The following is a 12301-nucleotide window of genomic DNA, read 5'->3' as shown; positions in this document are numbered from 1 at the left end:
TGCTACCAATCGCTCCCGACAGAAATGGGAACGTTCCCATTTCGTGGTGAGAGTCACAGAATGTGCGAATTTCGCTCAGCAACGAGTGATGAGGCTCACAACAGCTGGCAGGGGGCTATGGTGGCTTGCGGCGATCTGTCCTGCTCGATCTGACCGAGCAGCTGGCGTGCGGCTTGCTCCCCCGCGCCCTTGTAGCCGAGATCCAGGCTGAGGGCGTTGGGAAACAGGAAGCTGAGCAGGGGATTGTTGCCAAGGCCGGTCACCAGCACCTCGCCGCGGCCTTGCTCCTGCAGGTATTTGGCCGCGCCCATGGCGAGGGTATCGCTGGCGCAGACCAGCGCCTGGGTGGTGGGGGTGAGCAGCTCGGCCGCCAGCCGATAACCGCTCTGCAGGCTGAGATCCCCGAGCGCGGAGCGCGGTAGGCGACCCTGTTCCCGGCAGTAGGCCAGATAGGCATCCAGCCGACGCTGGCCGGTGGTGAGATCCGAGGCATCCACCCCGAGGTAGGCGATGTCGCGGGCGCCGCGTGCTTCCAGCTGTGTCAGCATGGTGCGCACCGCCCCCCCATCGTCGAAGCAGACCGAGGAGAAACCGGGGTATTCGCGGGCCACCAGCACCAACCTCTCTCGCAGCGGTGTCATGGCGGCATAGTCGAGATCGTTGAAGGCAAACAGGATGATGCCATCCACCCCGCGCCGCGCCAGCACGGCCAGGTGTTCGCTCACCTTGTCGGGGGAGAACTTGCTCTCCATCAGCACGGCGTCGTAGCCGCGGGCGTAGAGGGTCTCCAGCATGCCGCGCACCGCCTGGTTTTCCGAGCTGGAATCGAGCCGGGAGACGATGATGCCCACCACCTGCTGACTCTGGTTGCGCATGGCCCTGGCCGACTTGCTCGGCACGAAGCCGTGCAGGGCGATGACCTGCTCCACCCGCTCGCGGGTCTGTGGCTTGACCTTGGGATCCTGATTGAGCACCCGGGAGACGGTCGACTTGCCGACGCCACAGAGACGGGCGATGTCGAGGATGGTCAGTTTCTTTTCCATAGGTCGGGTGCTTTCCACATCAGGGCTGCGAGGTCATTGCCCACATTGTTGTGATTAACCCCTGTGAATACAAGCCCATGGCGTTAGAATGGCGGCTCTTCCCCTCTCCATTCCGGCTGGCGGCCTGCCGCTCGCATCGCACAGGACGCGCATCATGGATCTGTTGGCAAGTCTGCACTTCTCCCTCTCCATCACGGGCCCCATCTGCATGGTGCTGCTGCTCGGGATCTGGCTCAAGCGCCTCGGCCTGTTGCCAGACAGCTTTGTCGAGTCCGCCTCGCGGCTGGTGTTCCAGGTCACCCTGCCGGCCCTGCTGTTCCTCAGCATGGTGCGTACCGACTTCTCCACCATGCCGAGCCCCTGGCTCATCCTCTACGGCTTGCTGGGCACGCTCGCCGCCTTCCTGGTGCTCGAGGCATTGGCGTCCCGTTTCATCGCGGAGCCGCGCCAGCGCGGCATCTTCGTGCAGGGCAGCTTTCGCGGCAACATGGGGATCATGGGGCTGGCCTATGTGCAGAATGCCTATGGCTCAGAGGGGATAGGGGCCGCGGCGCTGCTGGTGGGGGCGGTGACCGTGCTTTACAACATTCTCGCTGTCATCACCCTGACCCGCAGTCTGGGGGGAGGGCGGGGGATCAGGCCGATCCTGAAGGGGATCGCCAAGAACCCGCTGATCATTGCCATACTCTCGGCGCTGCCTGTCGGCCTGCTCGGCATCGAATTGCCGCAACTGGTCATCACCACCGGCAACTACTTTGCCAACATGACCCTGCCGTTGGCGCTGCTGTGCACCGGCGCCAGCCTCAATCTCAAGGCCCTGCGCGGCGGTGCGACGCTGACCGGCTGGGCCACCGCCAACCGCCTGTTCTGTATTCCGGTGCTACTGGTGGTGGGGGCCTGGGCGCTCGGTTTCAGCACCCAGGCGCTCGGCATTCTGTTCCTGATCAGCTCCACGCCGACGGCGGCCGCCAGCTATGTGATGACCCGCGCCATGGGCGGCGACAGCGTGCTGGCCGCCAACATCATCGCCACCACCACGCTCGGTTCATTGATCAGTACCAGCCTGGGCGCCGCCCTGATGAACTACCTCGGGCTGATGGGCTAGCGATGCATCCGATGACGGTGTGTTCGCCGTCAATATGTCATCGCCACCACCACCCTGGGCTCGCTGATCAGCACCAGCCTGGGTGCCGCCCTGATGAACTACTTGGGACTGATGGGATGACGGTGAATACAGGGCATGTTTATTGATGACGAGCGGGGCTTGACCTTGCCGCTAGCGGTAGCTTTAGGCTGAGATCACATCAACAGAGGAGACATCTCATGACCATAGAACTCAAAGTATCCGGCATGTCCTGCGGTGGCTGCGCCGCCAGTCTGCAGAAGGCCCTGCTGGCCCAAGGCGCCGTCAGCCAGGCCCGGGTCGACTTTGGCAGCAGCAAGGCCGTCATCGAGAGCGAGCTGGGCAAGGCCGAGTTGATCGCGCTGATCGAAGCCAAGGGGTTCAGTGCGGAGTGATTTATCCCTATATGGGTAAAAATCAGACCAATATTCTGTTTACTTGTTTTTATTGTTGAGATTGATCACTTAAAAACGATTCAAAATGGATGAAAATGCTGCAGTCAACTAACCCAAAAGGATTGCAGCATGACCCACCCTATCCGCAAGACCCTGCTCGCCGTCGTCCTCGGCATGACCCTCTCCCCCATGGCCATGGCTCTGCCCAGCGTGCACATCCTGGCGACGGGCGGCACCATTGCCGGGGCGGGACAGTCCGCGACCCAATCCAACTACGAGGCTGGCAAGGTCGCCATCGAGACGCTGATCGCCGCCGTGCCCGAGATGAAGAACATCGCCGCGGTGCAGGGGGAGCAGGTGGTCAAGATCGGCTCCCAGGACATGAACGACGAGGTGTGGCTCAAGCTGGCCAAACGGGTGAATGAACTGCTGGCCAAGGATGACGTGGATGGCATCGTCATCACCCACGGCACCGACACCATGGAGGAGACCGCCTACTTCCTTAACCTCACCGTCAAGAGCGACAAGCCGGTGGTGCTGGTCGGCGCCATGCGCCCCTCCACCGCCATGAGTGCCGACGGCCCGCTGAATCTGTACAACGCAGTGGTCACCGCCTCCGATCCCGAATCCAAGGGCCGTGGCGTCATGGTGGCCATGAACGACACCGTGCTGGACGCCCGTGACGTCACCAAGACCAACACCACAGGGGTGCAGACCTTTGCCGCCCCCAACTTCGGCCCGCTCGGTTACATCCACAACGGCAAGATCGACTACCAGCGCAGCCCGGCCCGCCTGCACACCAGCAAGACCCCGTTCGACGTGAGCAAGCTCGACAAGCTGCCGCAGGTGGGCATCGTCTACAACTACGCCAACGCCACCGATCTGCCCGCCAAAGCCATGGTGGATGCCAAGTTTGACGGCATCGTCAGCGCCGGCGTAGGTAACGGCAACCTCTACCACAGCCTGTTTGATACCCTGGCCAAGGCGAGCAAGGATGGCATCCGGGTGGTGCGTTCCGCCCGCGTGCCGACCGGCGCCACCACCCTGGATGCCGAGATCGATGACGCCAAGTACGGCTTCGTGGCCGCCGGCACCCTGAACCCGCAGAAGGCGCGCATCCTGCTGATGCTCTCCCTGACCCAGAGCAAGGATCCGGCCCAGATCCAGCGCTGGTTCCAGCAGTTCTGATCCCGGGGCTCAACCCGGCTGACATAACCCCATGAAAATAAACAAGGGCAGGATCTCATCCTGCCCTTTCTCGTGGGCAAGCCGTGCCCTCAGCTCACCCCCAGCCAGCCACAGGAAGCGAGATAGACCAGCCCCACCCAGGCGAGCCTGGCCGCCGTCATCCTCCCCCGGCGAAAGCCCCACCACAGCAGCACCACCGCCAGCAGGGTCACCAGCGAGAAGACCAGCATGGTGCTGTCCAGCAGCCAGGGGGTGAACAGCAGGCAGAACGCCTTGGGAATGGTGCCCTGGATCATCATGGCGCCGGAGATGTTGGCCAGCGCCAGCCGGTTCTTGCCCTGGCGCACCCAGATCAGCACGTTCATCAGCTCCGGCATCTCGGTCGCCACCGGGCTCAGCAACAGGGCCGCCAAGGCGGGGGAGAGGCCGAGCAGTTCGCCCATGCTCTCCAGCTGATGAACAAAGAGTTGAGCCGCCAGCGTCACCGCCAGCAGCGCCCCCAGGGTCTGCAGCAACACCTTGCCCGGCGCCGGGATCCTGGCCCCGGGATCCAGCTTGAGGGGGGCCGGCAACGAGACCTCATGGCTGTCGGTCTGCCTCAGCTCACGCCGCACATAGACCAGATAGATCAGCACGAACAGCGGCGCCAGCCAGGCCTTGCCGTCGAAGGTCACCATGCCGAGCGCCACCGCCACCAGGAAGATGCCGGCAAACCAGGGTTGATCCCGGCCTGTCTCCCGTTGCACTGCCTCCTCGATGACCCTCTGCTCAGGGCTAAGGCAGAGCAGCAGGGTCAGGCCGACGGCGGCATAACCCAGGGTGGAGAGCACCAACGGACCGCCGAGGGCGGCACCTATCCCTATCTGTTGCTGAGCAGGGGCATCCCCCATCAGCAGGGCGCTCAGGGTGACGATGCACTCCGGCAACGCCGTGCCGAGGGCGGCAAGCAGGGAGCCGGTGGCGCTCTGGGATAATTTGAGGTGATGACCGGTCCACTCGATGCCGTTGACGAAATATTCGCAGGCGAGATAGATGGTGACGGCGGAGAGCAGGAACAACAGCAGGGTGATCGGCATGATGGGCAACCGCCAGGCGAGCAGAACAACCGATGGACCCGATACGGCTCGCCTGGCTGGCTAGCATATCGAGGCCAAAGGTCTTGCAGAGCGATAGATGCTATCGCCGCCCATGCCATGGACCGAAAGATCCAAGAATGTTGACATGAGCCCTGCCCGGATCACGGGCGGGTTGCTACTCCCCAATGACAGTGCAGGTTTTTTACCAACCCGGTGGCCGTCTCACAAGGGAAATTAATAATAATGGGATCAACAAGTTGTAAGGGGATGTAACGCCCGGTCTGTTTCCTTGCCCACCTTAGCTGCGCATTGGCACAGCGATTGCTATCAGCTGAGTACTGTCCACAATGCTCTGGGAAGGATGAACGATGAAACGGTGGATCCAACATTTCTATCAGCTGAACCGCCTCAACTGGCTCATGGTCTGGTTGCTGCTCTGCTGCAGCATCATCTTGCTGTTTCCGGCCGGCCTGATGAAGGGGGCCGTCAGCCAGTGGGCCACGGTGCACGCCGCCTGGCTCGGGGTTGGCATGCTGATCGCCATCTCCTACTTCTGCAGCCAGGGTTTCCTGATCGCCTGGGAGTGGGCCTGTGACGAGTGGCAGTCCCGCCGTCAGCAGGGGCTGCTGGCCCAGATGATCGGCTTCCTCGATTTCAACGAGAAGGCGGTGCTGCGCGAGTTCGTGCTGCAGCGTAAAAGCGTCATAAACTTGCCGATCACCGAGCCCGCCGTCAAAAACCTGATGGATGCCGGGGTGCTGACCTATGCATATGGCAAGCCGGTGCGGGAGAAAGAGGACGAGAACCAGATCCGCGCCCTGATGATCGCCCTGCCGGCGCGGCCGCTGCTCACCTACAAGGTGTTGGGGCTCTCCCGTGGCAAGATGAGCGACGAGCAGGTGGAGCAGATCATGAACGCCAGGCCCAAGTTCGCCCAGAAGAGCCTCCAGCGCTGAGTCGCCGTCATCCTTCAAATGAAAAGAGCCGGACAATGTCCGGCTCTTTGCTATCTGGCTGTTTTTATGCGGCTCTGGCTTTCAAGTAACCGGCGCAGATTGACGGATCTGCCCTTATTCTGTTCTGGCTTTCAAATAACCGGCGTAGTCGGGGATCTGCACGCTGAAGGCCCGCTGCATGTGGGGGCTGTCCATGATGAAGTCTGCGGTCGCCTCGTTGGTGGCGACCGGGATGTTCCACACCGCCGCCAGGCGCAACAGCGCCTTCACATCCGGATCGTGCGCCGCGGCATTGAGGGGATCCCAGAAGAAGATCATCACGTCGATCTTGCCCTCGGCGATGAGGGCACCGAGCTGCTGATCGCCGCCCATGGGGCCGGAGAAGAGGCAGGTGATGGGCAGCTGCGCCTGCTTGCCGAGCAGGGTGCCGGTGGTGCCGGTCGCATAGAGGTGGTGGAGCTTGAGCTCCTCCTTGCGGCGCAGCACCCAGTTCAGCAATGGGGCTTTCATGTTGTCGTGAGCCACCAGCGCCACCCGCTTGTGGGGCGCCATCTCACGTGTAATCTGGTCCATGGATATCATCCGTAGCATAGTGATGGAATGTAGGGCTGTATCCTAATCGAAAGCGGCGCCCGCTGCCTTGCCGGGCGCCGTAACTGTGATCACTTCGACTGTTCAATCCACTGCTGATTCTTCCGCTCCAGCACCGAGATGGGCAACATGCCGTATTCCAGCACCTGGTGGTGGAACGCCTTGAGGTCGAACCGGCCGCCCATGGCCTGCTCGGCGGATTCGCGCATCCGGATCAGCGCCAGCTGGCCCGCCTTGTAGGAGGTCGCCTGGCCGGTGTAGGCCATGTAGCGCGGCACTTCTGAGCTGATGTCTCCCGCCCCCAGCGCCGAGTTCTCCTGCATGTAACCGACGGCCCTGTCGTGGCTCCAGCCATACCAGTGAATGCCGGTATCCACCACCAGCCGCATGGCCCTGAGCATCTCCTCGTTGAGGCGGCCGAAGTACTGCAACTGGTTGTTGAACGCAGGCGAGCCCTCCAGCTTGGCATCTCCCACGGCCGGATCGTAGAGGCCACGGCCCTGATAGAGCCCCATGTCGTGATCCGCCAGGTATTCGGTGTAGAGCGCCCAGCCTTCCGCATAGGCGGTGTAGGAGGCGTTCGCCACGTACTGCGGGAAGTCGGGATCCTTGGCCGCCAGCTCCTGGGCTATGGTGATCTGGAAGTGGTGGCCCGGCGCGCCCTCGTGGGCCAGCAGGGTGCTGATGTTCCAGCTCTGCAGGCCATAGGGGTAGAAGGTGTTGAGGAAGAACTGCCCCTTGCGCCCGGTCTGGGGGTTGCCGTCCTGATACCAGGCGACCCCGCCGTAGGGCGCATCCTCGTAGGCGACGGGCACCACCTCGTAGTCCAGCTTGGGAATGGTGCGCTCGGCATCGAAGAAGTCCGGCAGCACCAGCGCCGCCTTGCTCTTGAAGACGTTGTACTCCCGCAGCGCGCGCTCATGCTCGGCCAGCGCCTGTTGCTGAGGCTCGCTCAGCGCAGCCCCTGCCGCGTTAGCCGGATTGAGGCCGGCAGACCAGGCCGACAGCGGATTCTGGTAGAAGAAGCCCGGCTCGTTGAGGTAGCGGAAGAAGGCGTAGATTTGGCCGTTCTGCTTGCTCTTGGCCACCTCCTCGCTGTCACACTTGCCGACGGTATGGCACACCTTGACCATGGCGCCGAAGATCCGATCCACCTCGCTCAGCCCCAGCTCATGCACCTCCTCCGGCGTCATGTTGGTGGTGCTGTGTTTCTTCAGCAGCCAGCGGTACCAGTCGCGGCCATTGGTCATGCCGCAGAAGCCGTCGTCGCACTCACCGCTGCCCAGGCGTACCGCATAGGCACCGCCATGCCGATAATCCAGATAGTCCCGCAGCGCCAGATAGCGGCCGTTGATGCTGTCCAGCACCCCCTTGTAGTCGGTGCGCAGCGCCTCGTCGGCCTCCCCCGGCAGCTGTTGCCAGCCGAGATAGGCGCCGGCGATCGCCTCACCATCCAGCTTGCTGTTCAGCTGGGCCAGCAGCCTGTCCACCAGCTCATCCGGCAGGGTGTTGCCCTGGGCGCTGCCCAGTTCGAACTGGTGCTTCACCTCGGCCAGATAGGCGTCATAGGCCTTGAGCCAGGTCAGATGCTCCTGATACCAGGCCAGGGGGGCCGTCGCCGCCCGCGCCTGAGTGGCCGGCGCAGGTGCCGTGGCCGTGCGGTCGAGATCCCGCCGCCAGGCGGCATCACCCGGGGCCACCCTATCTGCCGAGCTCTGCTCGAAATAGTCGAAGCCGCTGCCGACGGTGCGGGCGGCCCTGCCGTTGGCGGGGGCTGTGCCGACCTCATCGGCCAGATCCACCACCCGGTTGCGGAAGTGATGGATGGGGATTTGGGATTGGGGCAGCTCGTAGCCGGCCAGGTTGATCTGCAGATCCCAGCGGATCATGTCGTAGAACAACCGATCCCGCTCGCTCAGTACGTTCGGGTCCATGGCGTCCAGTCGCTTGAGCAGCGACCCGTCGAGCGCCTTGCGTTTGGCGAGGGTCTGTTCATCGATGGCAAAGCCATAGGGATCCAGCGCCTGGCTCTCGCGCAGGGCATCGTCCATGGTTTGCATCAGGGCGGCCTTGGTGGCGGCGGGATCCGCCGGGGTAGTGGAGCTGTTGTCGTTGCAGGCGGTCATCGTGAGGGCGATGGCGCAGGCCAGCGTCACCTTGTTGGGCAAGAAGTGCATGTTTTAGTCCTTTAAAGCATTGTTATTGTGAACTCCCAAATGGGTTCCAATAGTGCACCTGCAAGGATCGGTTTTTTGCGACTTGCTTAACAAAAATAACCTTGTTTTTCATATGTATAAGCGTGATGAAAAGCTATGCACAGGGAGCAGAAAAAACCCGCCTCAGCGGGTTTTGGTGTCGTTTATTCATGCGATAACTATTCAGGATGTGCCCGAGTGGAGCTGTGATTGCTGATAGTTTTCCAGGCCGATGCGATCGATGAGATCGAGCTGGGTCTCCAGCCAGTCGACATGTTCCTCCTCGTCCTCCAGGATATCCTGAAACAGGTCGCGACTGACGTAGTCATGCACGGACTCGGCGTAGGTGATGGCCACCTTCAGGTCGGGGATGGCATCCATCTCCAGGGAAAGATCGCAGCGCAGCATCTCTTCCACTGTTTCGCCGATGCGCAGCTTGCCCAGATCCTGCAAGTTGGGCAGCCCCTCGAGAAACAGCACCCGCTTGACCAGCTCGTCGGCGTGTTTCATCTCGTCGATGGATTCATGGTATTCCTTGTGCCCGAGCCCCTTGAGGCCCCAGTCATCGTAGATACGGGCATGCAGGAAGTATTGGTTGATGGCAACCAGCTCATTGGCCAGCACCCTGTTCAGGTGGGCAATGATCTTGGGATCTCCTTTCATCGACATTACTCCTTATGTTCGTGCCTGCGGCGTCGATCACTAGAGCTTAGTCCAGAACGATGACAATAAGGGGGCTGACGAATTGGCTCGCCTGAGGGTGCGGGGATCCCGTGAGGGATCTGCGTAGAAAATCAAATCGCGGTATCAGGCCACTTCGTAATAGAGCGGTTCCTGATCCGATTCCACCTTGTCGAGTTCGGCGGCGATGATCTCCATGGTCATGCGTACACACTTGCCGCACTGGGCACCCACTTCCAGCGACTGTTTCAGTTGTCGGAACTCGGTCTTGCCTGCCTGTACCGCCTTGCGGATCTGGGTATCTGTGATGCCGCGGCACAAACACACGTACATAATTCTGACCTCATGCTGGATTGAGATGAAATCTAAATGAGAACTGTTCGCAATGCAAATAACGATTAGGAATAAGCTCACCCGCTTGCCAGCCATTCACCCCTTGGGGACAATGCTCCCATCAGAGAGGAGACTATCATGCTCAAGAAACTGCTCAGCACCCTGTTCAAAGGCCAGCCGACACCTGTTGTCGAGGTGACCCCGACCGAATACGCCGGTTATCTCATCTACCCCGAGCCCATGGCGGAAGGGGGCCAGTACCGGCTGGCGGGCCGCATCACCAGGGAGGTGGATGGCGCCCTGCTGACCCACCGCTTCATCCGCTCCGATCTGTTCGCGAGCCCGGCCGATGCCGAGCGTTTCATGGTGCAGAAGGCGCATACCTTCATCGATCAGATGGGGGAGCGCATGTTCGAGCCCCGCGTCAAATCCGGCGACCACGGCGCCTCATGACCCCCGTCGAGTCGAGCACCCTGCGCCTGGCGCTCGCCCATGGTGGCGAGCGGCGTCTGATCTGGCTGGAAGGGGGGGAGGCGGATTGCATCGCCCGGGCCGAGCCCCTGCTCGGGGAGGCTGTCTTCTGGCTGGGGGAGGGGCCTGAGCGGTACGCCCCCTTGCCGGCCGCCAAGGCGTTGCAGCGGCTGGGTCAGGAGTGCGACACGCTCGTGCTAAACGCATTCAGCGGCTTTCATCCCGATGCCTTCGGCGCCTTGGCTGGCACGCTGCGCGCCGGCGGTCTGCTGTTGCTGCTGACACCGCCCCGGGCGCAGTGGCCCACTTATCCGGATCCGGACCGGCTGCGGCTGGTGGCCCAGCCGGAGGATGCGGGCCGGGCGGGGCACGGCTTTATCGCCCGGCTGGTGCGGTTGCTGGCTGGGGATCCTGCACTCTCCCTGAGTCCGCCGACCGGGGTGGAACCTTGGCTGCCTCTGGGACCCGGCCGGCCACTCAGTGCCGATCAGGCTCATGCCCTGCCCGCGATCCACAAGGTGTTGCATGGTCATCGCGGCCGCCCGCTGGTGCTCAGCGCCGATCGTGGCCGCGGCAAGAGCGCCCTGCTCGGCCTCGCCGCCGCCGATTTGCTGCGTCAGGATCCCGCCCTGCAGATAGTGGTGACGGCCCCGTCCCAGGCCACGGTCGCGACCCTGTTTGCCCATGCCGCCGAGGCGCTGGCGAGCACGCCTGAGCGGCTGGCCGGGCTGAGCTATGTGTCACCGGACCGGCTGGTACAGGGCGATCTTCAGCCGGCGCTGCTGCTGGTGGACGAGGCTGCCGCCATCCCGACCCCGCTGCTGGAGGCCATGCTGGCGCGCCACAACCGCATCGTCTTCGCAACCACGGAGCACGGCTATGAGGGTACCGGGCGCGGCTTTCATCTGCGCTTCAAGCGGGTGCTGGACCGGCAGACCCCGGATTGGCAGGAGCTGCGCCTGGCCGAACCCATTCGCTGGAGCCAGCACGATCCGCTGGAGCCACTGGTGTTCCGCCTGCTCGGCCTCAACGCCGAAGTCCTGCCACCACCGCCCCCGACGGCGCCAGGCTGGCGGCAGATCGGGCAGGACAAGCTGGCGGAGGATGAGGCGCTGCTCGATCAGGTGTTCGGCCTGCTGGTGCTGGCCCACTACCAGACCAGCCCGAGCGATCTCAGATCTCTGCTGGAGAGCCCGGATCTCGACATCCACCTGCTGGAGCAAGAGCAGAGCCTGCTCGGGGTCGCGCTGGTGGCACGGGAAGGCAACATAGCGCCGGCGCTGGCCCGCGATATCTGGGCCGGGCGGCGACGTCCCAGGGGTCACCTGTTGCCCCAGTCCCTGCTCGCCCACGCCGGGTTCACCACGGCGGGTGAGCGCAGCTATGCCAGGGTGATGCGCATCGCCATCCATCCGCTGCTGCATCGCCACGGGCTGGGCTCCTTGCTGCTGGGCAAGCTGGAGACACATTACCGCGCACTGGGGCTCGACTATCTGGGCTCCGCCTTTTCCGCCAGTGCCGACTTGCTCCCCTTCTGGCGCAAGGCGGGCCTGAGGGTGCTACGCATCGGCCTGCAACGGGACGCGGCCAGCGGCAGCCATGCGGCCCTGCTGCTCAAGCCGCTGAAAACGGCGCTGGAACCGGAGCTGGCAGAATGGCGACGGCGCTTCGTGCGCCAGCTGCCGACCCTGCTGGCGGGAGAGCTTAGGGGGCTGGATACCGAGCTGATCTGGCAGTGCCTGAGTGGGGATATGGTCACCGATGTGGCCGAGCTGGATGAGTTTGAGCGCCAGGAGCTGATGTGCTTTGCCCATCATCACAAGCCGTTCGAGCTTTGCCAGTCCAGCCTGCAACGCTGGCTGGCTGCCCGGGTGACCGCACTGGATGAGCTGGTGCCCGACGAACGCCGGCTGCTGATCGCCAGCATCTGGCAATATGCCCCCTGGTCTGAGCTGGCCAGGGCGCTGAAACTGGCGGGCAAGCCTGCCCTGATCAAGTCCCTGAGGACCCTGGTGGCCCGGTTGCTGGACGGGGGCGAGGACAGGGGCTGAGGCAGGAGGGGACGGCCCCCGTCATGGTGAGTCAGCATAGATAAACAAGGGGCGCCATGCGCCCCTTGTTTATCTGCCACTCTTCAAGAGCGCGGCTCACCATCAGATTCGATGAAAATCGCTCTGATGAGTCCATCCTGATCGGCCTCATTTTGGCTTTTTCGGAATATGGACTAATACTTGATTGTGAAAGTGATT

General features: G+C 62.8%; 12 protein-coding genes and 1 riboswitch. Of the genes, 6 read left to right on the top strand and 6 right to left on the bottom strand.

Annotated features, from left to right (window positions below; genetic code table 11):
* Window positions 1–95: 95 nt before the first annotated feature.
* Window positions 96–1043, bottom strand: coding sequence for a trehalose operon repressor TreR (gene treR, locus KW825_RS12790; protein ID WP_218329433.1), 948 nt, complete (start codon window positions 1041–1043; stop codon window positions 96–98).
* Between the two features lie 154 nt (window positions 1044–1197).
* On the opposite strand from treR, the gene KW825_RS12785 reads away from it, so the two are divergent.
* From KW825_RS12785 to ansB, 3 genes are all read left to right on the top strand, one after another.
* Complete coding sequence (locus KW825_RS12785; protein ID WP_218329432.1) at window positions 1198–2148, top strand: AEC family transporter; 951 nt, start codon at window positions 1198–1200, stop codon at window positions 2146–2148.
* Between the two features lie 218 nt (window positions 2149–2366).
* The gene (locus KW825_RS12780; protein WP_218329431.1) at window positions 2367–2561 is read left to right on the top strand and encodes a heavy-metal-associated domain-containing protein; all 195 of its coding nucleotides are present in this window, start codon (window positions 2367–2369) and stop codon (window positions 2559–2561) included.
* A gap of 129 nt (window positions 2562–2690) precedes the next feature.
* A complete protein-coding gene (gene ansB, locus KW825_RS12775) occupies window positions 2691–3749 on the top strand; it encodes an L-asparaginase 2 (RefSeq protein WP_218329430.1) in 1059 nt (352 codons plus the stop codon).
* An 89-nt stretch (window positions 3750–3838) separates the two neighbouring features.
* Here ansB and KW825_RS12770 read toward each other — a convergent pair whose 3' ends face one another.
* On the bottom strand, window positions 3839–4825 hold the full coding sequence (locus KW825_RS12770) for a sodium:calcium antiporter (RefSeq protein WP_218329429.1): 987 nt from the start codon (window positions 4823–4825) through the stop codon (window positions 3839–3841).
* 89 nt (window positions 4826–4914) lie between these two features.
* Window positions 4915–5023: riboswitch (yybP-ykoY riboswitch) on the bottom strand.
* Window positions 5024–5193: 170 nt separating this feature from the next.
* On the opposite strand from KW825_RS12770, the gene KW825_RS12765 reads away from it, so the two are divergent.
* A complete protein-coding gene (locus KW825_RS12765) occupies window positions 5194–5781 on the top strand; it encodes a superinfection exclusion B family protein (protein ID WP_033129473.1) in 588 nt (195 codons plus the stop codon).
* 114 nt (window positions 5782–5895) lie between these two features.
* Here the strand turns inward: KW825_RS12765 and KW825_RS12760 are convergent, their stop codons facing one another.
* The 4 genes from KW825_RS12760 to KW825_RS12745 all read right to left on the bottom strand — a co-directional run bounded on the left by KW825_RS12760 (window position 5896) and on the right by KW825_RS12745 (window position 9581).
* Window positions 5896–6354 (bottom strand): methylglyoxal synthase, encoded by a 459-nt coding sequence (locus tag KW825_RS12760; RefSeq protein WP_042653179.1) that lies wholly within the window; start codon window positions 6352–6354, stop codon window positions 5896–5898.
* 89 nt (window positions 6355–6443) lie between these two features.
* Entirely contained in the window at window positions 6444–8549 is a 2106-nt protein-coding gene (locus KW825_RS12755; protein WP_218329428.1) for a DUF885 family protein, read from the bottom strand.
* 201 nt (window positions 8550–8750) lie between these two features.
* The gene (gene bfr, locus KW825_RS12750; protein WP_042653177.1) at window positions 8751–9230 is read right to left on the bottom strand and encodes a bacterioferritin; all 480 of its coding nucleotides are present in this window, start codon (window positions 9228–9230) and stop codon (window positions 8751–8753) included.
* Window positions 9231–9374: 144 nt separating this feature from the next.
* The gene (locus tag KW825_RS12745) at window positions 9375–9581 is read right to left on the bottom strand and encodes a bacterioferritin-associated ferredoxin (RefSeq protein WP_042653176.1); all 207 of its coding nucleotides are present in this window, start codon (window positions 9579–9581) and stop codon (window positions 9375–9377) included.
* Between the two features lie 138 nt (window positions 9582–9719).
* Here KW825_RS12745 and KW825_RS12740 point away from each other — a divergent pair, with 138 nt between their 5' ends.
* Together KW825_RS12740 and KW825_RS12735 are read left to right on the top strand one after the other, a co-directional pair.
* Window positions 9720–10034 carry an HlyU family transcriptional regulator gene (locus KW825_RS12740; RefSeq protein WP_218329427.1) on the top strand — a complete coding sequence of 105 codons (315 nt, stop codon included), beginning with the start codon at window positions 9720–9722 and terminating at the stop codon, window positions 10032–10034.
* On the top strand, window positions 10031–12103 hold the full coding sequence (locus tag KW825_RS12735) for a tRNA(Met) cytidine acetyltransferase TmcA (RefSeq protein ID WP_218329426.1): 2073 nt from the start codon (window positions 10031–10033) through the stop codon (window positions 12101–12103). The genes KW825_RS12740 and KW825_RS12735 overlap by 4 nt, the downstream gene beginning before the upstream one ends.
* Window positions 12104–12301 lie beyond the last annotated feature (198 nt).

The organism is Aeromonas sp. sif2433 (assembly GCF_019218705.1).
Lineage (GTDB): Bacteria > Pseudomonadota > Gammaproteobacteria > Enterobacterales > Aeromonadaceae > Aeromonas > Aeromonas encheleia.
The sequence above is the reverse complement of the archived record's forward strand: the minus strand, read 5'-3'. Positions and strand labels throughout refer to the sequence as shown.

What these genes read in the sequence shown, in the direction of transcription:
- treR (WP_218329433.1), bottom strand. Translation starts at nt 1,043, where the DNA reads ATGGAAAAGAAACTGACCATCCTCGACATCGCCCGTCTCTGTGGCGTC.
- KW825_RS12740 (WP_218329427.1), top strand. Translation starts at nt 9,720, where the DNA reads ATGCTCAAGAAACTGCTCAGCACCCTGTTCAAAGGCCAGCCGACACCT.
- bfr (WP_042653177.1), bottom strand. Translation starts at nt 9,230, where the DNA reads ATGAAAGGAGATCCCAAGATCATTGCCCACCTGAACAGGGTGCTGGCC.
- ansB (WP_218329430.1), top strand. Translation starts at nt 2,691, where the DNA reads ATGACCCACCCTATCCGCAAGACCCTGCTCGCCGTCGTCCTCGGCATG.
- KW825_RS12745 (WP_042653176.1), bottom strand. Translation starts at nt 9,581, where the DNA reads ATGTACGTGTGTTTGTGCCGCGGCATCACAGATACCCAGATCCGCAAG.
- KW825_RS12780 (WP_218329431.1), top strand. Translation starts at nt 2,367, where the DNA reads ATGACCATAGAACTCAAAGTATCCGGCATGTCCTGCGGTGGCTGCGCC.
- KW825_RS12760 (WP_042653179.1), bottom strand. Translation starts at nt 6,354, where the DNA reads ATGGACCAGATTACACGTGAGATGGCGCCCCACAAGCGGGTGGCGCTG.
- KW825_RS12785 (WP_218329432.1), top strand. Translation starts at nt 1,198, where the DNA reads ATGGATCTGTTGGCAAGTCTGCACTTCTCCCTCTCCATCACGGGCCCC.
- KW825_RS12765 (WP_033129473.1), top strand. Translation starts at nt 5,194, where the DNA reads ATGAAACGGTGGATCCAACATTTCTATCAGCTGAACCGCCTCAACTGG.
- KW825_RS12735 (WP_218329426.1), top strand. Translation starts at nt 10,031, where the DNA reads ATGACCCCCGTCGAGTCGAGCACCCTGCGCCTGGCGCTCGCCCATGGT.
- KW825_RS12770 (WP_218329429.1), bottom strand. Translation starts at nt 4,825, where the DNA reads ATGCCGATCACCCTGCTGTTGTTCCTGCTCTCCGCCGTCACCATCTAT.
- KW825_RS12755 (WP_218329428.1), bottom strand. Translation starts at nt 8,549, where the DNA reads ATGCACTTCTTGCCCAACAAGGTGACGCTGGCCTGCGCCATCGCCCTC.